Origin of the sequence: Pelistega sp. MC2, from assembly GCF_900099475.1 — a bacterium.
Classification (GTDB): domain Bacteria; phylum Pseudomonadota; class Gammaproteobacteria; order Burkholderiales; family Burkholderiaceae_B; genus Taylorella; species Taylorella indica.
Genome location: NZ_LT628274.1, coordinates 631,404 through 652,997, shown reverse-complemented (window position 1 = coordinate 652,997; position 21,594 = coordinate 631,404). Strand labels below are relative to the sequence as shown.

General features: G+C 36.5%; 17 protein-coding genes, 4 tRNA genes and 2 pseudogenes. 16 read left to right on the top strand and 7 right to left on the bottom strand.

Annotated features, from left to right (window positions below):
- The first annotated feature begins 177 nt into the window (after positions 1-177).
- The 6 genes and pseudogenes from ppk1 to BQ4443_RS04805 all read left to right on the top strand — a co-directional run.
- Positions 178-2,259 (top strand): polyphosphate kinase 1, encoded by a 2,082-nt coding sequence (ppk1, locus tag BQ4443_RS04830; protein WP_071058216.1) that lies wholly within the window; start codon positions 178-180, stop codon positions 2,257-2,259.
- A 342-nt stretch (positions 2,260-2,601) separates the two neighbouring features.
- The gene (gene pstS / locus BQ4443_RS04825) at positions 2,602-3,648 is read left to right on the top strand and encodes a phosphate ABC transporter substrate-binding protein PstS (RefSeq protein WP_071058215.1); all 1,047 of its coding nucleotides are present in this window, start codon (positions 2,602-2,604) and stop codon (positions 3,646-3,648) included.
- Positions 3,649-3,759: 111 nt separating this feature from the next.
- The gene (gene pstC, locus BQ4443_RS04820; protein ID WP_023950403.1) at positions 3,760-4,725 is read left to right on the top strand and encodes a phosphate ABC transporter permease subunit PstC; all 966 of its coding nucleotides are present in this window, start codon (positions 3,760-3,762) and stop codon (positions 4,723-4,725) included.
- A gap of 9 nt (positions 4,726-4,734) precedes the next feature.
- Positions 4,735-5,604 (top strand): phosphate ABC transporter permease PstA, encoded by an 870-nt coding sequence (pstA, locus tag BQ4443_RS04815; protein WP_071058214.1) that lies wholly within the window; start codon positions 4,735-4,737, stop codon positions 5,602-5,604.
- 22 nt (positions 5,605-5,626) lie between these two features.
- Positions 5,627-6,403, top strand: coding sequence for a phosphate ABC transporter ATP-binding protein PstB (pstB, locus tag BQ4443_RS04810; protein WP_023950405.1), 777 nt, complete (start codon positions 5,627-5,629; stop codon positions 6,401-6,403).
- Positions 6,404-6,557: 154 nt separating this feature from the next.
- Positions 6,558-7,133 (top strand): annotated as a pseudogene (locus BQ4443_RS04805) (IS66 family transposase); the annotation flags it as partial.
- 88 nt (positions 7,134-7,221) lie between these two features.
- Here the strand turns inward: BQ4443_RS04805 and BQ4443_RS04800 are convergent.
- Both BQ4443_RS04800 and BQ4443_RS04795 read right to left on the bottom strand, forming a co-directional pair.
- Positions 7,222-7,884: a DUF2946 family protein gene (locus tag BQ4443_RS04800; protein ID WP_023951928.1), complete on the bottom strand. Its 663-nt coding sequence runs from the start codon at positions 7,882-7,884 to the stop codon at positions 7,222-7,224.
- 661 nt (positions 7,885-8,545) lie between these two features.
- Complete coding sequence (locus tag BQ4443_RS04795) at positions 8,546-8,917, bottom strand: DUF4870 family protein (RefSeq protein ID WP_023951926.1); 372 nt, start codon at positions 8,915-8,917, stop codon at positions 8,546-8,548.
- Positions 8,918-9,236: 319 nt separating this feature from the next.
- Here BQ4443_RS04795 and BQ4443_RS04790 point away from each other — a divergent pair.
- Positions 9,237-9,310, top strand: a tRNA-Cys gene (locus tag BQ4443_RS04790).
- Between the two features lie 761 nt (positions 9,311-10,071).
- Here the strand turns inward: BQ4443_RS04790 and BQ4443_RS04780 are convergent.
- Positions 10,072-10,686, bottom strand: a complete 615-nt coding sequence (locus tag BQ4443_RS04780; RefSeq protein ID WP_081710687.1) for a class I SAM-dependent DNA methyltransferase — start codon at positions 10,684-10,686, stop codon at positions 10,072-10,074.
- Positions 10,687-10,946: 260 nt separating this feature from the next.
- Between BQ4443_RS04780 and BQ4443_RS04775 the strand changes: the two genes are divergently transcribed.
- The 4 genes from BQ4443_RS04775 to BQ4443_RS04760 all read left to right on the top strand — a co-directional run bounded on the left by BQ4443_RS04775 (position 10,947) and on the right by BQ4443_RS04760 (position 14,457).
- Positions 10,947-11,465: a DNA-3-methyladenine glycosylase I gene (locus BQ4443_RS04775; RefSeq protein WP_245587028.1), complete on the top strand. Its 519-nt coding sequence runs from the start codon at positions 10,947-10,949 to the stop codon at positions 11,463-11,465.
- A 191-nt stretch (positions 11,466-11,656) separates the two neighbouring features.
- On the top strand, positions 11,657-12,712 hold the full coding sequence (locus BQ4443_RS04770; protein WP_071058212.1) for an MBL fold metallo-hydrolase: 1,056 nt from the start codon (positions 11,657-11,659) through the stop codon (positions 12,710-12,712).
- A gap of 31 nt (positions 12,713-12,743) precedes the next feature.
- Positions 12,744-13,796, top strand: coding sequence for a YeiH family protein (locus BQ4443_RS04765; RefSeq protein WP_218118022.1), 1,053 nt, complete (start codon positions 12,744-12,746; stop codon positions 13,794-13,796).
- Positions 13,797-13,908: 112 nt separating this feature from the next.
- Entirely contained in the window at positions 13,909-14,457 is a 549-nt protein-coding gene (locus tag BQ4443_RS04760) for a methylated-DNA--[protein]-cysteine S-methyltransferase (RefSeq protein WP_052019378.1), read from the top strand.
- Positions 14,458-14,468: 11 nt separating this feature from the next.
- Here the strand turns inward: BQ4443_RS04760 and BQ4443_RS04755 are convergent, their stop codons facing one another.
- On the bottom strand, positions 14,469-15,377 hold the full coding sequence (locus tag BQ4443_RS04755; RefSeq protein WP_071058210.1) for a Dyp-type peroxidase: 909 nt from the start codon (positions 15,375-15,377) through the stop codon (positions 14,469-14,471).
- Positions 15,378-15,674: 297 nt separating this feature from the next.
- Between BQ4443_RS04755 and BQ4443_RS04750 the strand changes: the two genes are divergently transcribed.
- Positions 15,675-16,013 (top strand): hypothetical protein, encoded by a 339-nt coding sequence (locus tag BQ4443_RS04750; RefSeq protein ID WP_023951916.1) that lies wholly within the window; start codon positions 15,675-15,677, stop codon positions 16,011-16,013.
- Positions 16,014-16,354: 341 nt separating this feature from the next.
- Positions 16,355-17,631, top strand: a pseudogene (locus BQ4443_RS04745) (arsenic transporter).
- A 56-nt stretch (positions 17,632-17,687) separates the two neighbouring features.
- Here BQ4443_RS04745 and BQ4443_RS04740 read toward each other — a convergent pair.
- From BQ4443_RS04740 to BQ4443_RS04730, 3 genes are all read right to left on the bottom strand, one after another.
- A tRNA-Gly gene (locus BQ4443_RS04740) sits at positions 17,688-17,763 on the bottom strand.
- Between the two features lie 37 nt (positions 17,764-17,800).
- Positions 17,801-17,876: transfer RNA gene (locus BQ4443_RS04735), tRNA-Gly, on the bottom strand.
- Positions 17,877-17,928: 52 nt separating this feature from the next.
- Positions 17,929-18,004, bottom strand: a tRNA-Gly gene (locus BQ4443_RS04730).
- A 129-nt stretch (positions 18,005-18,133) separates the two neighbouring features.
- Here BQ4443_RS04730 and murB point away from each other — a divergent pair.
- The 3 genes from murB to BQ4443_RS04715 all read left to right on the top strand — a co-directional run bounded on the left by murB (position 18,134) and on the right by BQ4443_RS04715 (position 21,520).
- Entirely contained in the window at positions 18,134-19,126 is a 993-nt protein-coding gene (gene murB, locus BQ4443_RS04725) for a UDP-N-acetylmuramate dehydrogenase (protein WP_071058313.1), read from the top strand.
- A 257-nt stretch (positions 19,127-19,383) separates the two neighbouring features.
- A complete protein-coding gene (locus tag BQ4443_RS04720; protein ID WP_245587029.1) occupies positions 19,384-19,905 on the top strand; it encodes a cysteine dioxygenase family protein in 522 nt (173 codons plus the stop codon).
- A 28-nt stretch (positions 19,906-19,933) separates the two neighbouring features.
- The gene (locus tag BQ4443_RS04715) at positions 19,934-21,520 is read left to right on the top strand and encodes a rhodanese-like domain-containing protein (protein ID WP_071058209.1); all 1,587 of its coding nucleotides are present in this window, start codon (positions 19,934-19,936) and stop codon (positions 21,518-21,520) included.
- The last annotated feature ends 74 nt before the right edge of the window (positions 21,521-21,594 follow it).

The window sequence follows — 21,594 nt, the reverse complement described above, 5'->3', positions numbered from 1 at the left end:
GTTTAATGTAAACTTTACTTTTTCGCTATCCAATAGTCTATTTTCAGCGTAAAGATTTTTCGTCAATAAATAGTCATATTTATAGGGTATATTGGGAAGTTTATATATTTTTTGTAGCATCTAATGAAATAATAAAAACTAAGGTAGTACATTCTTACATTACTAAATATTAAACTCATGACATCCACGACGACTATGCAAATGCCTAATTTTATCAATCGAGAATCATCACTCATTCGTTTTAATGAACGAGTATTAGCAATGGCTGAAAACCGAAATACGCCTTTGTTGGAAAGGCTTCGTTATGTTTGTATTGTGAGTTCAAATTTAGATGAGTTTTTTGAAATCCGAATCTCTAATTTAAAAAGCAAGTTAGCGAATGACCCCTATACTGTTGATGCTGATGGATTAACGCCAATAGAGGCGTTTGATAGAATTGAAAAACAAGTCCATGCTCTTGTAGAGAGGCAATATGCATTATTGAATACAGATATTTTGCCAAAGCTACGACAGCATGGTGTTTATTTGTATAAGTCAAATGATTTTACAGAAAAACTACATGCGTGGGCAAAAGATATTTTTGAAAATGAAATCTTCCCGTTACTCACGCCAATTGGGCTAGACCCATCACATCCATTCCCTAGAGTTCTTAATAAAAGCTTGAATTTTATTGCGTCATTGACTGGTCAAGATGCTTTTAATCGGCATGCTTCAATCGCTATTGTGCAGGCACCTAGAGCATTACCACGTTTAATTAAAGTCCCTGAGGAGGTATGTGGGCAAGCAAATGGTTATGCTTTATTATCAACCTTAATGCAAGTATTTGCTTCTGAAATTTTTCCGGGAATGGAAATAAAAGATTTCTATCAATGGAGAGTAACTCGTAATAGTGATTTATTTGTTGAAGAAGAGGTACAGGATTTACGTTTGGCATTACAAGGGGAATTATCACAACGTAATTTTGGTAATGCCTTACGTTTAGAGGTCATGAAAGGGATGCCTGAGTATTTAGTGAAATTCCTTCAGCAAGAATATGGTTTAGATGAAAGAGATACGTACCATACTGATGGTTCGGTGAATTTGGTCAGAATTATGCCATTAGCTGATGTTCATGCTGGTGAGGGGTTACATTTTCCACCTTATCAAGCACCAATCCCAGCACCATTTAACAAAATGTCTACTAATCCAGCAGATATGTTTGCAGAGATTGCTAAACAAGATTTGTTACTGCATCATCCATACCAATCTTTTCAACCCATATTGCATTTCTTAAAAGCAGCGGCATTTGATCCTAATGTAGTAGCAATTAAGCAAACGATTTACAGAACGGGTGAAGATTCAGAATTAATGAATTTATTAGTTCAAGCGGCAAAATCTGGCAAGGAAGTCACTGTTGTTGTGGAATTGATGGCACGTTTTGACGAACAAACCAATATTAACTGGGCAGCAAAATTAGAAGAAGTTGGTGCGCATGTTGTGTATGGTGTTGTGGGACATAAAACACATGCAAAAATGGCTTTAGTATTAAGACGTGAAGGCAAGAAATTAGTTCGTTATGGACATTTAGGAACAGGGAATTATCATCCCAAGACAGCACGCTTATATACGGACTTTGGCTTACTGACTAGTCATAAAGATATTACTGAAGATATGGATAAAATCTTCTCGTTATTAACAGGGTTAGGAGCAAGACGACCGCTGAAGATTTTATTGCAATCGCCATTTACGTTGCATCAACAAATGCTTACACGTATTGATGCTGAGATTGCAGCGGCTAAGAGTGGCAAAAAAGCCAAAATAATGCTCAAAATGAATTCGTTGGTAGAGAGAGAGGCAATTGAGAAGTTGTATGAGGCGAGCCAAGCAGGAGTAGAAATTGATCTTATTGTTCGAGGAGTATGTGCATTAAGAGCTGGGGTAGAGGGCTTGTCTGAAAATATTCGTGTTATCTCGATTATTGGACGCTTCCTTGAGCATTCGCGAGTCTTTTATTTTTATGACGGAGGAAAAGAAACTGTTTTCTTATCTTCTGCTGACTGGATGGATCGGAATTTCTTTAGACGAGTAGAAGTGGCATTCCCTGTACTAGATGCTACTTTGAAAAAACGAGTTATCAATGAAGCTTTAACAATGGCATTTAAAGATAATCAGTTGGCATGGAAAGGTGAATCAGATGGTAGCTATACTTTGATACGTAATCGACGCCAAGCATTTAACTTGCATACCAAATTAATGCAATTGTTAGGATCACAGAAGTAAACTTAACTTTTATGTGGATTATGCCAACTGTCATAAATAGTGTCGAAAATATATAATAGAGACATAGAATAAGCTTATACCTGTCTAGAAATAGGCAGGTATATTTTTGCTCAAAATAGTTGGGTAATATTATTTTTATATTAAAAATCAATTGGTTATATTTATTGGTAAGTGGTGTGTGTTGCAACTTGTCTACATTTTTATATTGCATATTGTTGTTTTTTACCACTTATCTGATTTGGTTTTGAGTGAAATATTCATGTAATAATTCAGTCGTATGATGTCACCTAAGTAAGGTAATTACGATTAATTCAAATAATTCTTAACTTAGAAGGTGATGACATGTTAAAACACGCATTCAAAAAAATTACATTAGCAGTAGCATTAGGTACAACTGCATTTTCAGTTCAAGCTGCTGTTGAAGTAACTGGTGCTGGTGCTTCTTTCCCATACCCAATTTATGCTAAATGGGCTTCTGACTTTGCTGCTGCTACTGGCAACAAAATTAATTACCAATCAATCGGTTCTGGTGGCGGTCAAAAACAAATTATCGCTAAAACAGTAAACTTCGGTGCTTCTGATGACCCACTATCAGAGCAAAAATTAACTGAAAATGATTTATTACAATTCCCAGCAGTTATCGGTGGTACAGTACCAGTTGTAAACATTCCTGGTGTTAAAGCTGGTCAATTAAAACTATCTGGTGAAGTTTTAGCTGAGATCTTCTTAGGTAAAATCACTAAATGGAATGATGCAAAAATTAAATCAGCAAATAGTGATGTTAGCCTACCTGATGCAAATATCGTTGTAGTTCACCGTTCTGATGGTTCTGGTACTACTTTCGGTTGGACTAACTACTTATCAAAAGTATCTGCTGAGTGGAAAGAAAAAGTTGGTGAAGGTAAGTCAGTTAAATGGCCTGTAGGTCAAGGTGGTAAAGGTAACGAAGGTGTTGCTGCTTACGTTGGTCAATTACAATTCTCTATCGGTTATGTTGAGTACGCTTATGCTAAACAAAATAACTTAGCATGGACTTCTGTACAAAACAAAGAAGGTAAATTTGTTCAACCAGAACAAAAATCTTTCGCAGCTGCTGCTTCTAATGCAGACTGGAAAGGTACACCAGGTATGGGTGTTGTGTTAACAAATGGTGCTGGTGCAGATAGCTGGCCAATCACAGCAGCTACTTTCATCCTAATCAACAAAAAAGTTGAAAAACCAACAGAAGTTAAAACAGCTCTAGAATTCTTTGACTGGGCATGGAAAAATGGTGCTGAATCAGCAACTAAGTTAGACTATGTTCCATTACCAAAAGAAGTTACTGATTCAGTACGTAAAACTTGGGCTGCTGAATTAAAAACTGCTGATGGTAAAGCAATTTGGCAATAAGACGTACAGATAACACGTAACACTCAATAATGTTAGTGTTTTTGATCTAGTCTAAAAAACATGGCAGATCTAACCGACTGCCATGTTTTCTTATATAAAGTGATTTTAATAATGAATCAAACAACTAGCAATTCATCATCACCAACGCAGCGTAACGTTTTTGCAGATACTATGTTTGCAGGAACGACACGCTTTTTTGCTTTTTTTGTTTTTGTACTATTAGCAGCAATTTTAATCTCTCTTATCTATGGAAGTCGTGAGACAATCCTTGAGTTTGGGCTGAGTTTTTTTACCACCAATGATTGGAATCCTGGAGAAGATATATATGGTGCTGTTGTACCTATTATTGGTACATTAATTACGGCAGGTATTGCGTTATTTATTGCTGTACCCGTGTCGTTTGGTATCGCTATGTTTTTAACAGAATTGTCACCTATGTGGTTAAGACGCCCATTAGGTACGGCTATTGAGATGCTAGCTGCGGTACCATCAATTATTTATGGTATGTGGGGACTTTTTGTCTTTGTGCCATTGTTCCAAAAATATATTCAACCATTCTTAATTGATACGCTTGGCGCTATTCCTGTTATTGGCAGCCTATTCCAAGGAGCACCTTTTGGGGTTGGGTTGTTTACAGCAGGGTTAATTCTTTCTATTATGATTACCCCATTTATTGCCTCCGTTATGCGAGATGTATTTGATGTGGTGCCTCCTATGTTTAAAGAGTCAGCTTATGGTTTAGGCTCTACTACGTGGGAAGTTATGTGGAAAGTTGTTCTACCCTATACAAAGAATGGTGTAGTAGGTGGCATTATGCTGGGCCTAGGTCGTGCGTTAGGTGAAACGATGGCAGTTACTTTTGTGATTGGTAATGCATTCCGCTTACCGAATAGCATTTTTGATCCAGCCAACTCGATTGCATCAGCGATTGCAAATGAATTTAACGAAGCGGATGGTTTACAGAAATCTGCATTAATTGAGTTAGGCTTAGTACTATTTATTATTACAACCATTGTTCTTGCTTTCTCTCGCTTACTTGTCGCTCGTATGGCTAAGAAAGAAGGTAAACGTTCTTAAGGAAAAAGCATGGCAAATACTACTCTTTCTAATTCGGCTTTACATGCAGGTAATCCAATCTATAAACGCCGTAGTGTTGTTAACAAAATCATGCTATTTTTGTCATTTGTGACATTAGCTTTTGGTTTGTTTTGGCTGTTTTGGATTATTTTTACCTTAATCGTAAAAGGTGCAGGTTCTCTCTCACTGTCATTATTTACTGATATCACGCCAGGTCCGGGTGAATCTGGAGGGCTTAAAAATGCCATCTTAGGTTCTTTCTTGATGTCAGCAATAGGAACGTTAATTGGTACACCAATTGGTATTTTGGCAGGAACGTATCTTGCTGAATACGGGCAACGTGGTTGGTTAGCACCGACAACACGATTCTTAAATGATGTGTTGCTATCAGCACCTTCAATTGTGATTGGTTTGTTTATTTATGCGTTAATCGTGTCACAACAAGGCCATTACTCAGGATGGGCTGGTGCATTAGCACTTTCTATTTTGGTTATTCCTGTTGTGGTGAGAACAACGGATAATATGTTAATGCTGATTCCGAATAATCTGCGTGAAGCAGCGGTTGCATTGGGTTGTCCTAAATGGCGTATGATTACTAAGATTTGTTATAAAGCGGCTCGTGCAGGGATTATCACTGGTGTACTACTAGCTGTAGCGCGTATCTTAGGTGAGACTGCTCCATTATTATTTACAGCCTTATCAAATCAATTTATGTCATGGGATATGAATGCACCAATGGCTAACTTACCAGTGGTGATTTTCCAATATGCAGCAAGTCCATTCAAAGATTGGAACCAACTCGCTTGGGCAGGTGCGACGTTAATTACCTTATTTGTATTAGGTTTAAACATTATCGCACGTAGCTTATTCCGTAAATAAAGCAAAATTTAGGTAGATAAAAATGTCAGATTTAATATCAGCAGAAGATACAAAATTAGAAGTTAAAAATTTAAACTTTTATTACGGAAACTTCCACGCAATTAAAAACGTTAATATGCGTATTCCTCGTAATAAAGTAACCGCTTTTATTGGTCCATCAGGATGTGGTAAATCCACTTTATTACGTACGTTTAATCGTATGTTTGAACTTTATCCTGGTCAGCGTGCAGAAGGTGAGCTTTTACTTGACGGTGAAAATTTACTGACGACAAAAACCGATATTTCTATTATTCGTGCTAAGGTTGGTATGGTTTTCCAAAAACCAACACCATTCCCTATGAGCATTTATGATAATGTGGCTTTCGGTGTACGCTTATTTGAAAAACTTAGTAAGTCTGAAATGGATGAACGTGTTGAATGGGCGTTATCAAAAGCGGCTTTGTGGAATGAGGTAAAAGACAAATTAGACCAAAGTGGTAATGGTTTGTCTGGTGGGCAGCAACAACGCTTATGTATTGCACGTGGTGTAGCGGTAAAGCCAGAAGTACTTTTACTTGATGAACCATGTTCGGCATTGGATCCAATTTCTACAGTAAAGGTGGAAGAGTTAATTACTGAACTTAAAAAGGACTATACAGTAGCTATTGTTACGCACAATATGCAACAAGCAGCTCGTTGTTCTGACTATACAGCCTATATGTACTTAGGTGAATTAATTGAGTTTGGTGAAACTAACGAGATGTTTATTAAGCCTAAACGTCAAGAAACTCAAGACTATATTACTGGTCGTTTTGGTTAATCTTGGCTAAGAGTCTAGTTAATTATTTATAGTTAAAATAAATTAGTAGGTCACCTTCTTTGCGCTACGTTTCCTTTGAGAAACGTAGCGTATTTTTTATTGGTTAATCACCTAGTTGTCCATTATTAGAAAATAGGTAAGCGTCNATGAGCAAGTGATTGAGGGGGGATGTTGGGCGCATGCGCGTCGCAAATTCCACGATATTTACCAAGCCAACGGCAGCTCAGTGGCTGAACAGGCCTTACAACAAATCCAACGACTTTATCACTACGAGGCCGAGGCCAGGAACTTAAGTCCACCGGAGCGATTAGCCCATCGACAACGCCACATGGAGCCGGCACTTAAGCAATTAGAAAGGTGGTTGCGTAGTCAGTTTGAGCTGGTGCCGCCGAACTCGGCGATCGCCAAAGCCATTCGTTACAGCCTGAACAATTGGCTTGCCTTGACGCGCCTCTTGGAAGACGCTCAACTGCCGATGGATAATAATGCGGTAGAGAATTTGATACGTCCACTCGCGATTGGTCGCAAGAATTGGCTCTTTGTAGGTTCAGAGAAAGCGGGTCGACGTGCGGCTGCGGTGATGTCGTTAATTCAATCGGCTAAGCTCAATGGCCATGACCCTTATGCTTACCTTAAGGATGTGTTGGAACGATTGCCGACACAGAAAGCGAAGGACATTACTGAGCTTCTGCCTCATCGTTGGCAAGCGCCAAACGACACCAAGAATTAACACAATGCCCCGACAAAATCGGGGCATTGAACGTTTAAAAACGGAAGTCAATCGGAGTTCACCGGACGCTTACGAAAATAGGGTGATGTTAAGGGCTAGGATGTGCAATAAAATGCCCAATAGTCTCTTTGTCTTTTTGATGGATGAGTATTAATGGTGCACTAGCATAATTAGCAAAAATTAATTGGTAGGTGGCTTGTTGGTGGATACTATCGATAGTATTGTGATTGTTTAACAATGAACTACTTATTAAAGGTGAAGACTCAAAAAAAGCATCTAAGTTATTAGCTGAACTGCTTTCTAAAGAATGCTGACAAGAAATGTTGGCGTTATTAAAAATAGTAGCTAAGTCTTTGCTAGCGACTAAGCAAAATCCTATATTAGAAAGAATATAAATAAAACCGTTATCATCCATTAACCATGCATCTATACGTTCAATAGTCTCTGAGGTATTTAAAGTATAAAATTGTTGTTTATCATTTAGTTCTATAACAAAAGGAGCCTCACTTAAATCAATGAATACACGCTGAGGACCATTTTGAAAAAAATATTCGCCTTGTTCAGTATGGCTATAATTTCGAGCAATAAAAGCCAGTATTTGAGGGTTAGTAATCTTTTCTCCTAATGGATTTTTTGCATAATTACCCCCTTGATGTATACGCCATTCTCCAGACTGATTGAGTGATAACCAACCATAAACAGCGGGTACATCAGGCCATTTTTGCATTGCTTCTACAACGAGATCATCCATTATTATCTGCTTCCAATTAATAGGGTAATAAGTGAGAGGGGAGACATAGCTATGAATAGTTAAGTTATATTGTTAAATGTAATGATACATGATGACTCATAAAAATTTTAATTATTCCTATAGTCATTTTATTTGTGCATAGTACAGCCATAAAATAAACATGATTATTTTTTGAGCATAACCGAGCAAGTCGTTAGCTAATTTTTTTAGCTGATTGAAATATATGGAAATTTCTTTTTAATCCCAATATCTTCACTTACTACCCACAAAGTTATCCACAGAAGATGGGGATAACTCAATATTTCTTGGTACTGATCAAGATAAAAAGTAATTTATGATTCAATAGAAGGGGAAAATGAGAGCTTAAAGGCTGATGCTTATTTATTTAGCAGAGCAAAGGAGTTAGCAATCTTAGTGGACTAAGTTATTGATTTATCAAGAGCAAAAGAGATGTTAGAATTTTCTTAAAAACATAATCACAACCTTATCCCCAGATTTTTCGGATAACTATTGATAAGAGAATTAACCCCCAATAAGCACATGTAACTTATCAGGGGTAGTTTATTGGTGACAGTCGTTTAGTTTGAAAACAATCAATGTTAACTTTCTAATAGATAACCATAGTGAAAATGGGTGACTTTATAGGGCAGTCATTGATTAGTTAGTACAAGGGTTTTTCATCTAAACAACGCATTAAGCCAATAATAACTTTATAAATAAACCAGATATACCAGAGTAGCAAGACTAACCAACCAATTAAAATAATATAGGTTAGGAAAGCAACCGCTAAGGCAATCATGGAATACCAGAAAATCTTGATTTGTGAGCTAAAGTGACTCTCGTAAATAGTTCCTAGCGCATCACCACGGCGTATATAAGCAATAATGACGCCGACAAACATCGGTAACCCTGTAAACATAGAGATAATATAGATACCATAAACAAGCTTTGCGTAAAGCGCGGAGTTTTTTAGTTGTATATTCTCGCTATTGGCAGAGGAATTATTTGGACGGTTAATGACTTCATTATCCATAAGTAATCCTTATAAACGTGAGGGTAACAATGATAATCTTAATATGGGATTATTTTTATATTTTGCAAGAAGTAAAAACCGTAAAAATGAATAATAATTTAATCATCCATAAGGGTTTATACTTTTAGTTGAGCGTAATTTGAGTTGATAAATTAGACTATTGCAACAAGATAACTATTAAAAAGTGAATATGTATAGCCAAAAGAAAAATAAGCTGTTATAATTTTACGCTTAACCAGTTAAATGACATGAGTGTTAACTTTTGGCTCATAGATAACATTTTAACGAATCTCTTCTAACTATTTCGATAGTTTAGCATGGCGCGGTAGCAAAGCGGTTATGCAGCGGATTGCAAATCCGTCTAGAGCGGTTCGACTCCGCTCCGCGCCTCCACTTATTTATAAGGCTCTTGAAATGATTCAGGAGCTTTTTTATTTTCCTCAAAATACATCTTTTCCGCAAAAGCTATTTTGTTGGTACAACCTTATCGCCAAGACGATTACGTAAATAATGTTCTGTAGTAGACAATCTTTTGTATCCAAGCTGCTTTTGTGAGTGGCTCTGGCACCCTTAGTGTTTTTAGCCTTGTCTGTTCCTACCTTTGCTTTTGCTTCGTTAAACCACTGATTAAACGAGTGGACTAATCCTGTCAATTAGGAGAATTTTAAACAAGTAAAATTGTCTCCCAAAATCCTCCGTTATGTATAAGTTTATTTAGGGTGAGCAGTACAAGTTTCAATAATTTTTTAAGTTATTTTCAAGATAGTTTTTATTATTTTTCAGTTTTTTTGTTATTCTGATTTTTTATTAGTTATTGTTTTATAAGGTTTTTTTATTAAAATTCAAGATAATTAGTTTTTTATTTTTAAGATAATGGCAGCGACCTTTAAAGATTTTACACTCCAATTGCTAAATCCTTTTTCCTGCCATTAAGTTTTCTGTAAAGCGTGGTTTGGGCTTGGAGGACAAGGCAAAAATTCTTCATTTTTACGCACAACGGTAGCAGAGAATAAAGAAAGAGCGATATTTTTTATTCTTTGCTGATTGTATGGTGCAGGGTGAACATCCTGTATAACATTGGCTAAATTAGCAGTGTTAGTTCAAGGGGACAGTTCAGTATTGATTTCACAGGATATTTGTTTTATATAGTTTTCTTAGACCTTTTTCACTGCTTGCATCAAAAATTGTGGATAAATTCGTCCATTATCACGAACTAAGCGATGAATCTCTGATATTTGGATATGTGTAAATCCTGCTTTTTCGGCATATTCACTGAGTTTATCAGGATCAAAACCAAAATGTTGAACACCTTTAGCGATGTTATTACCATGAAAGGTTCCATCCTCTTCAAATAAATCTATTAATGCCAATTCTCCATCAGGATTTAGGCTGTTAGCAAACGCATGAAATAGACCTTGGGTATCTTTGACATGGTGCATAGCCATAGAGCTGACAATCACATCATATTTTTCAGGTAGTCCCTCAAAAATATCTTTTTCTACCGTTTCTATATTGGCGAAGCCTTTTTCGGAGAGAACTTTTAGCATTTCAGTCGATGTGTCTAAAGCGGTCACTTTTTCTACCAAGGGTGCTACTGCTGTGGCTAGTAAACCAGTACCTGCTCCAAAGTCTAAGACATGCATATGTTTGTCAAATTTAACTTTACTGAGGAGTTTTTGAGGAAGGGGAGCGAGTTGATTAGAGGTATGGCGTTTATCCCATTCACGAGCAGAGGCGTTAAAATGGTCAATTGAGGCGTTATTCATCATATCTCCTGATTTTTAGTTTTTTGCAATCTCGTTAGTTTAGATAGTTACTATACTCATTATAAATATAAAATAATTATCTTGATATTTTGTATATCAAAAGGTTGAGTTAAACAACTAACTACGAACTAAATGTGCCCAAATATTTTAATCAAAATGTGCCCAAATATTTTAATCAGAGTAAATATTCTTTAATGGTTATTATTAGTTAACGGTTATAAAGTAAGAAAATGAGTTATTGCGATTTTGTTAAGCAACTTTCTATGGCAACAGATGATCCTAATAAGGCTTATCATGACTATGCATATGGTTTTCCGATAGAGAATGATGATGAGTTATTTGAACGTTTGGTGTTGGAAATAAATCAGGCAGGCTTAAGTTGGACATTAATATTAAAAAAACAACAAGCATTTAGAGAGGCTTATGCTCAGTTTGATATTGCCAAAGTGGCTAAATTTACAGACCATGATATTGAACGTTTATTAAATGATAAAGGGATTATCCGTAATCGTCTAAAAGTTAATGCAGCGATTTATAACGCTAATAGAATTTTAGAGATTCAGGCAGAATATGGTTCTTTTAAAGCTTGGTTAGACTATCATCACCCTTTAAGTTTAAAGGAATGGGTAAAGGTATTTAAGCAGCACTTTAAATTCGTTGGAGGGGAAATTGTTAATGAATTTTTAATGAGTACCTCATATTTACCCGGTGCTCATGATGAGAATTGTCCATGTTATAAAAACGTTATTTCTGCCAATCCTCACTGGTTAAGAGAACTTTAGGGAATAAAAGGATAAATTTAATAGCCTTTTAGATGATATTAATGGATGAGTCAGTGTAAAAACGTTGAAAATACAACAGATTTTTATAGATTATCTTCCTTTACATAAAAACGTCAAAATGATTTTTTATACTTAAAGCAATTCATCAAAATTGTTTTGTATGAGTGTGATAAGAGATAAAGGGAGAAACCATGTTTATGTATATTCTTCTATTAAGTTTATCAGTGCTGTTAAGTTATTATTTATATCCTGGAAATTATCCTCTATACCCTGAAAGCAATCACTATTGTCAGCGGAAAAGAAGATTTTATAATTTAGAACCTCAGCGCAAGGCGGAAGCCTCATTCAAATTAGCATGGGGAATGATTTTTAAACAATCCTTATTGCACCCATCAAAAAGTCTAGAAGTCCATTCAATTGAATGGGCTTCTTTTTTATCAGCAAATGATAAAGCGAAATATATATGGTTAGGGCATTCAACGCTTTTAATGAATCTGCAACAGCAATGTATATTGACTGATCCGGTATTTGAATCTTCTGTTTCACCTTTGCCGATTATGATGAATCGTTTTCAACAAGCACCGGTACAATTAGAAGAAATACCTAAAATAGATATCGTCCTTATTTCCCATGTGCATTATGATCATATGGAAGCTAAAAGCATTAAAAAACTAGCCAAACAAGCGCATGTGCATTTTATTACTACTCTTGGTGCAGGATATTTTTTAAAGAAATTTGGCGTAGATGCTCATAGAATTAGTGAGCTAGATTGGTGGCAATCAGTAGAGATAAATGGTATTACTTATACGGCAGTCCCAGCAAGGCATAATGCACAACGCAGTGTATTTGATAAAAATAAAACGCTTTGGGCGGGATTTGTTATTGAGTCGGCACAGGCACGTGTATATTTTAGTGGTGATACTGCTTATGGAAAGCATTTTCAAGATATTAAACAGCAGTTTGTAGACTTTGATATTGCGTTCATTGAAAATGGTCAATATAACGAACGTTGGGAAGATAATCATATGTTTCCAAGCGAAACAGCACAAGCCGCAAAAATTTTAAATCCTAAACGTTTTGTGCCTATTCATTGGGGAGCATATCCATTATCAGAGCATACTTGGAATGAGCCTGTTCTTATGAGCATTCCTTTGGTTAAAGAATATGGTATTTCTCCGTTAACTCCTTATTTAGGGCAAGTTTTTGACATAGATACGGAGACAACTGAGTGGTATAAAGAAGACTAAAATTCACAAAATAAGTAGTAAAGCCAACGGAATGAGTTGTAACGTGTCAAAATACTCATCTAAATTAATACAGAGTATGATGATGAAAAATTATGTGCCAGGGCTTGTGCTGATTATTTGCATATATCTAATAGCTACTTTATTAACACACTATCAAATAGGATCCCAATTGGGATTTAGTCCATTAACATTTGCGATATTAATTGGGATGTTAGTGGGGAATACGATTTATCCTAAACTAGCGCCAAGAACAGATAAAGGAGTCGCTTTTGCCAAGGGGCAATTATTGCGTTTAGGCATTATTCTTTATGGTTTTAGGTTAACGTTTGCACAAGTGGCAGGTTTAGGTTTAGGCACTATTTTTATTGATTTATTTATGGTCAGTAGTACGTTTTTACTCACATACTGGATAGGCTATAAATATCTCAATATGGAAAAAAATACCGTTATTTTAACTGGTGCTGGATGTAGTATTTGTGGTGCCGCTGCTGTGATGGCAACTGCCTCTTTAATTAAAGCCAAAACAACAGAAACAACACAAGCAATTGCAGTGGTGGTGTTATTTGGAACCTTGGCCATTTTTCTTTATCCCTGGCTATATACACTATTATTTGATCCAAAAGATGCGGTAAATTTTGGGATTGTGGTAGGTTCTTCCGTACACGAAGTAGCTCAAGTGGTGGCAGTAGGTAAGCAAATCAGTGATGGGACAATGGATTTAGCGGTTGTCACTAAGATGCTACGCGTTATTATGCTGGCTCCATTTCTGTTTATTTTGTTGTATTTTATCAATCGAGATCAGACAGAAATATCAGCAAAAAATAAAGTGACTATTCCTTGGTTTGCGGTGTTATTTTTGGTGATGATAGCAATCAATTCCATCATTAATATCCCCGGTCAAGCCACACAGCTGATTACGCAAGTGGATAATATTTTGTTGACTATGGCGATGGCAGGTTTAGGCTTAACAACACATTTTTCAGCCTTTAAAAAAGCGGGTCCTAAAGCATTACTGCTTGGTGTTATTGTGTTTATTTGGTTAATTGTAGCTAGTTTAGTAGCTTATTATCTTGTGATTGCGTAGTAAAGACTAGTTTTTTTAATAATTAGTGACGAGATGCCGTTGTTTTAATGATTTATATCGTCAATAATAATTAAATTGTTTGTCAGCTTATTATTAAATACGATAAGGAAATATGATGAGTAATATTTTATATAAACAACAATTTTCCACACCAATAGGTGACATGATAACGTTGGCAACAGAAAATGGGGTGTGTTTATTAGAATTTCTGGGGACACGTCGATTAGAAGAAGAACAACGTGATTTAATGAAAATTTATCAAGCATCGATTGTGCAAGAAAGTAATCCATGGACTACTCAAGTAGAACAAGAAGTGGATGCTTATTTTGCAGGAACTCTTCAGGAGTTTACGGTACCACTGGTATATCCGGGAACTGTCTTTCAACAGCAAGTTTGGGAGGCGTTAAGACAACTACCTTTTGGTCAGACGAGTTATTATCAGGCGTTAGCTGAAAAAGTAGGTAAGCCATCCGCATTACGTGCAGTGGCTAATGCTAATGGTCAAAATCGAATTGCGATTATTATTCCTTGTCATCGAGTGATAGGTAAAAATGGTTCGCTCACTGGGTATAGTGGGGGATTAAATCGTAAACAATGGTTATTAGAGCATGAGAGAAAATACACTAATATAGATTCCTCTCATGCCTTTGAGTTGGTTTAATCATTAGCTTGTTAAAGTGATTTAAGTCGTTCCTCGCTAGGAACAAAATAATAAGCACCTCTAACCGCTTTGGATAGATGGGTTAGTAATAAATCAGTTTTACCGTCAGTTTCACCAAACATACTTTTCAATTGCGTTTCAATATTATGCAGTGTGGCACAATAAGCACAGAATATCAGACCATGCTCGCCAGAGATTGAGCCATAAGGCAAGCTACGACGTACAATTTTTAAATCTTCACCATTCTCTTGAAGATTAACTCTTCCTACATGTGAGTCAGGTAAACGAACATCTTCATCAAACTCAAGATCATCTTTTTTAGAACGACCAATAGACGCTTCTTGTTTAGCGGTGCCAATAGCATCCCATTTTTTTAAATCATGTTGATATTTTTGAAGAAGGACATATGATCCGCCAGCATCAGGTTTATCATCACCAATGATACCAACATGGGTGACCTCTTCATCACCTTGAGGGTTTTCAGTACCATCAACAAAACCGTCAAACCCACGATTTTCAAGCAAACGAAAGCCGTGTGTTTCACTTTGGATAGAAATAAGTTCGCCAAAAGTGGCTAAGACTTGAACAGCTAGTGCAAAGGCGACTGCCTGTTGTAAAGACTGAATATGGATGAATAAATCACATTGAGTCGCAGGAGCTAAACCATTGCCAAGGGAAGTAAAAGGTTTTAATTCTTTACCCTCTGACGAGTGTCCTAATTTGTGCCATAAATCGCTACCAAAGCCAATAGCAAGACCTAAATTATCATTAGGAAATTGTTGTTGCAAAGAGTTGAGTATTTGCAAACTATCTTTGCAGGCTTGTCTAATAGCATCTAAGTTATTACCATTCAAATTTGCTTCGATAAAAATACCTGATTTAAGATGATCAGGAACAATAGCACTTTGTGGTTTTGCCATGTGATAACTCCTTAAAATTCAGACTAACTATAGTTTAATTTTAGCCTATCTTATGAGAAAAGGCTTATTGTTTATATTTATCTGTGCCATAAGAAAAATATAAGAGTGTAAATATAGTACCGATTAAAAAATGCTCATCCAAAAGTTTTTTTTATAAAGCTTTTTATTATCTATAAATCTTAATATGCAATGTTATAACATAATAAAAATATTTTAAAATCAATAACTTATTGATTTTTTGCTATGAAAGAATTACACTGTTTGCAATAGATGTTTTTAATAATAAAGGAGTTTGAAATGAGTGAATGTAAAACACATGCAAATCATGAGCATATCCATGGTAAAAATTGTGGTCATACAGCCATTCAGCATGGAGATCATGTAGATTATTTACATGACGGTCATTTGCATCATGAGCATAATGGCCATTACGATGAACACACTATTGAAGTAAGTAATAAAAATCCTGATGGTTGTCATCCAGTAGACACTTGCAAAGGTCATGTGCATGGGGAAGGTTGTGGACATGAGGCCATTCCGCATGGTGATCATATTGATTATATTGTTGATGGTCGATTACATCACCAACATGGTAATCATTGCGATGATCATGGTCCTGTGGAAATCGTAAAATAAATTCTACGGATTTTGCTTAAGAAGAGAGCGAGAATACAGAATATGTATTCTCGTTTTTTATTTGACATATAAAGGTAAAAATTGGAGGAGAAATAATCCTCTCATCATTATTGTCTATTAAGCCAGTCGCCAATCTTAAAAAGCTGTAAAATTCCTGATGTGTGAAATAGGTACCTGTTTATTATGTGTTAGCGCATGATTCGGCGTGATAGAAGAAAAAGGACTAACAGTAGGCTCAGGTAGGGTAGTCATAGGAAACTTTACTATAGTCATCGATTTTCCAATATAGAATTGATTAGCTAAAAGTAAGGTGTAGTAGTAATGAATAATTGGATATAGTTGTGATACTAGCGAGTACTATTTTTTTAATAACGTTATTTTTTGTTATTTGGCAGCCTAAGGGCTTAGGTATTGGGTGGACAGCTAGTATAGGAGCTATTCTGGCTTTAATGGTAGGTGTCATTCATTGGCAAGATATTCCTGTGGTTTGGGGAATTATCTGGAATGCGACGCTTGCATTCATTGCGATTATTATCATTAGTTTGTTGTTGGATGAGGCGGGGTTCTTTAACTATATAGCGTTGTATATAACGCGATTAGCACGTGGTAGGGGAACTAGGCTTTTTGTCTTAATCGTGTTATTGGGGGCGCTTGTCTCTGCATTTTTTGCAAATGATGGAGCGGCATTAATCTTAACGCCTATTGTGTTAGCTATTTTATCTGTGTTGCAATTTCGTTTGCACACCACGATAGCATTTATTATGGCAGCAGGATTTATTGCTGATACGGCAAGTTTGCCTTTATTAGTGTCAAATTTAGTGAATATTGTGGCAGCAGATTTTTTCAATGTGTCTTTTAATCACTATGCCAAGGTTATGATACCTGTCAATATGGTATCCGTTGTGGCGTCTTTACTTGTGCTGTACTTTTTTTATCGAAAGAATATCCCTCACGGCTATGATGACTCTCATTTAATGTATCCAAAGGAAGCGATTAAAGATAGCTTAACGTTTGCTGTAGGTTGGGGAGTACTTATTTTTTTATATTGGATCCTTTGGGAGTGCCTGTTAGTCTTACGGCAGGGATAGGGGCTATTTTATTGTTATTAGTTGCCTTTTATACAAAGAAAATTAATGTGAACAAGGTATTGAAAGGAGCTCCTTGGCATATTGTGATTTTCTCACTCGGCATGTATTTGGTGGTATATGGTTTACGGAATGCAGGTTTGACAGACTACTTAACACAAGGATTAACGATATTGTCAGGGTACGGCGCTGGAGTGGCAACAATAGGTACAGGCTTTATATCGGCACTCTTATCATCGGTGATGAATAATTTACCTACGGTCTTAATTCAAAATATTGCGATCCAAGATGTAAATACAACGAACCTAGTGAAAGAGGGAATGATTTTTGCCAATGTTATTGGCAGTGATTTGGGACCTAAATTAACACCGATAGGTTCTTTGGCTACGTTGCTATGGCTACATATTTTAAATCGGAAAAATATACATATTAGTTGGGTTTATTACTTCAAGGTCGGCTTTATATTGACAGTCCCTGTACTATTTGTCACGTTAATGGCTTTGGTTGGATGGCTTTATGTTATAGGTGTGTGAGGAAAAATGAGAGTAGGGAGTTAAGGGAGAGAACAAAACTGACGTGTATGGGGGAGTGGAGCGGGAAACGAGTCTCGAACTCGCGACCTCAACCTTGGCAAGGTTGCGCTCTACCAACTGAGCTATTCCCGCATAGAGAAATTGTCACTAATATGACAACTAGAGTAATTGGAGCGGGAAACGAGTCTCGAACTCGCGACCTCAACCTTGGCAAGGTTGCGCTCTACCAACTGAGCTATTCCCGCATAAATTCAATGTGCTAGCGATGATTTCTAAATGGATAGACTTAGAAAATTTTGGAGCGGGAAACGAGTCTCGAACTCGCGACCTCAACCTTGGCAAGGTTGCGCTCTACCAACTGAGCTATTCCCGCATTTTCACTTGCTAATGCATCGAAAGAAAATAATTTTATCTATATGTGCTGAGGCTGTCAAGTGTTTTACATCGTCTTTGCGATTATAATGTGTTGTTTGATTATTTAATTTGGTTCAATTTTTCTTACATGTTTTCTCTAACTCATCTCAATACCTTCGGTTTAAAGGCTGATGCTAGCCATTTCTTTGCATTAGCTAATGAACAACAATTGCCAGAGTTACTTTCATTGGTTCAGCAATACCCGCATTATTTTATTTTGGGGGGTGGAAGTAATGTTGTTTTAAGCTCACATATTGAGGCGTTGATTATTCATAATCAATTAAAAGGTATTCGTTTATTACAAGAAGAGGAGTCTTTTTTTCTTGTTGAAGCGGCGGCGGGAGAGGTTTGGCATGAATTTGTTCGTTATTGCCTTGAGCAGGGGTGGAATGGTTTAGAAAACCTTGCTTATATTCCAGGCACAGTGGGTGCAAGTCCTGTGCAGAATATAGGTGCCTATGGTAAGGAAATGAAGAATTATTTTCATAGTCTAACGGCAATAAATGTCTATACTGGAGAACAGAAAGAGTTTTCCTTAGCAGAGTGTCACTTTGCTTATAGGGATAGTGTTTTTAAACATGAGGCAAAAGACTATTTAATTCTTCGCGTACGTTTTGCATTTCCCAAAAATTGGAAGCCCTCATTAAACTATGCCGACTTGAAAAATTTTGGTGGTTTATCTGAGCATAGTAGTGCGATGGATATTTTTAATGCCGTAGTGCAAATTCGTCAGCAAAAATTACCTGATCCTAAGGTATGGGGTAATGCAGGGAGTTTTTTCAAAAACCCCATCGTATCATCAGCCAACTATCAGACATTGCTACAGCAATTTCCTGCTCTTGTGGCATACCCACAGGAAAATGGAGAGTATAAATTAGCAGCGGGTTGGTTAATTGATCAATGTGGTTGGAAAGGGCGTGCTTTAGGAGCGGCTGGCGTTCATGATAGACAAGCATTGGTCTTGGTGAACCGTGGAGGAGCAATGGCAGAGGATATACTGACCTTGGCAAAAGCGATTCAGCATGATGTACAAGAACGTTATGGTGTATTAATTGAACCAGAGCCTATTTTTGTGAAATAGATAACCATAGGCTTAGTTATGTTCGCTATCAATGAGATGGTAGTGATTTATTTCATCGTATTAAAGTCATACTTCAAATAAGTAAAACAACGAGGTAATCTCAATCTGTTACAGTGATGAGATACTATGTTTAAATTTAACATAGACTAAAAATTGACCATTATTTTAGGATGGTTGACCATTGTTTTACCTAGGAGACGATTATGATGGATAAACAATTAGCCGTTGCAGAATTAATTAAAATCAGTAAGCAACAAATGGAGACTAATCCAAGTCGAGACAAACTACAAAATGTTTGTGATGCTTTAATAAAACTTGCTGCTCATAAGGAATGGTGGTCTGCTGAAGAATACCCTGAGCCAACAGGTGATGAACTTCAAAATCGTTTTTTAATTCACGCTGATGAGGATAACTCATACGCATTGTATTTGAATGTGATGAAACCAGGTAAAAAAATTGTTCCACATAACCACACTACATGGGCATGTATTGCGGCGGTTGAGGGAACAGAGCAAAATTACTTGTATGATCGTACTGATGATGGTAAAACGTCAGGTCATGCCACATTAGTAGAAAAAGCAAAGTTGTCTATTAGTCCTGGTGCAGGTATTGCGTTAATGCCTGATGATATACATGCAGTGCGTATTGAAGACAGTAGTATTCGTCATTTACATCTTTATGGTCGGGCATTAGAAACATTAACCGAGCGTTTGGCATTTGATATGGAAAATAATACCTGTAAAGTTATGGATATCGGTGTTAAAACACGTGTTTCGTAAGCATTTCAGCTAGGGAAAGTTATATACCATGTACATTCTTCCACAACAGTTAAAAGACTGGCTTTCTGATCACCATGAAATAGCTTTATTGGATATTCGTGAACATGGACAGTATGGGGAAAATCATCTGTTCTATGCGGTGTCCGCTCCTTTCAGTGTATTAGAAGATAGAGTTGTTTATTTAGTCCCAAGAGTTACAACACGTATAGTCTTATATGGTAACCATGCCGAGGAATCAATAGTTCGAACTTGCATGGAGAGATTAAATCAACTTGGTTATCAGAATGTATATATTCTGATAGGGGGGGTTGAGTCATGGGAAGCTGCTGGATTTAATACGTTTGCGGGTGTTAATGTTCCGAGTAAAACATTTGGTGAATTAGCCGAACATTTTTATCATACGCCATGTATCAGTGCTAAAGAACTATATGACTTACAACATCAAGCTAGTGCTAACTATATTGTGCTAGATGGTCGTCCATTATCTGAATATCAGAAAATGAATATACCAGGCTCTATTTGTTGTCCTAATGGTGAGCTAGCTTTACGTGCTACTGAATTAGCACCAGATCCACAAACAACGATTATTATTAATTGTGCTGGTAGAACGCGTAGTATTATTGGTGCACAGAGTTTGATTAATTTGGGTTTGCCCAATCCTATCTTTGCATTAGAAAATGGTACTCAAGGATGGTATTTGGCAGATTTTACGCTAGAGCATCATGCAGATAGAGTTTATCCTGACATAATTAGTTCAAAACGGGTTGTTGAGCTGCAACTTAAAGCCGCTAAATTAAGTGAAAGATTTGCTTTGGCAAAAGTCACCGTTGATGAAGTACATAGGTGGTTAGATGAGGATGAGGTGACTGTTTATCTATGTGATATTCGTACAGCGAAAGAGTATCATAATAGTCACTGGCCTAGTCTTATTCGTCATACGCCAGGAGGGCAATTAGTTCAAGCGACTGATGAATTTATAGGGGTGAGGAACGCTAGAATAGTATTGATTGATACAGATAATATTCGTGCTATTGTGACGGCGACATGGCTTAAACAGTTAGGGTGGGATGTTTATTTATTACCTGATGATGGCGATTTAAAGCGTTTATCTACGATCAAACGTGAGGTTACTTATCAGTTAAATCACACACAAGTCTATGACGAAGAGCAGCTGATTCAGTTAATTGAAGATAATGCTGATTTGATTATTTTTGATGCTCGTGCCAGTAACGAGTATCGCAAGGTACATCTGCAAAATTCTCAGTGGATTATAAGACCTCTTATAACACAATTGGCGCCTCAAAATAAACACACTAAGATATTAATCATTGGTGATAGTAAAGTGAAAAATCTATGTTTAGCTCAAGATTTTGAACAGCTTGGTTTTAAACAGATTTATATCAGTACGATTACAGCAAATTTTTTTCATCATACAGATTTGCCTATTTCAACAGATAGTACTGTATTGCAGGATAAGGATTGTATAGATTTTCTGTTTTTTGTACATGATAGACATCAAGGTAATAAAAAGGCTGCTCAGCAATACCTTGCATGGGAAACAAATTTAATTAAACAAATTGATGCACAGGAAAAAGCTACTTTTCACTTTGAATGATAAGGCTAGAAAATAGAGTTTGATAGGAGAAAATCCATAGCGTGTAAATGTCTACAGTTTATTATTGATAAAGT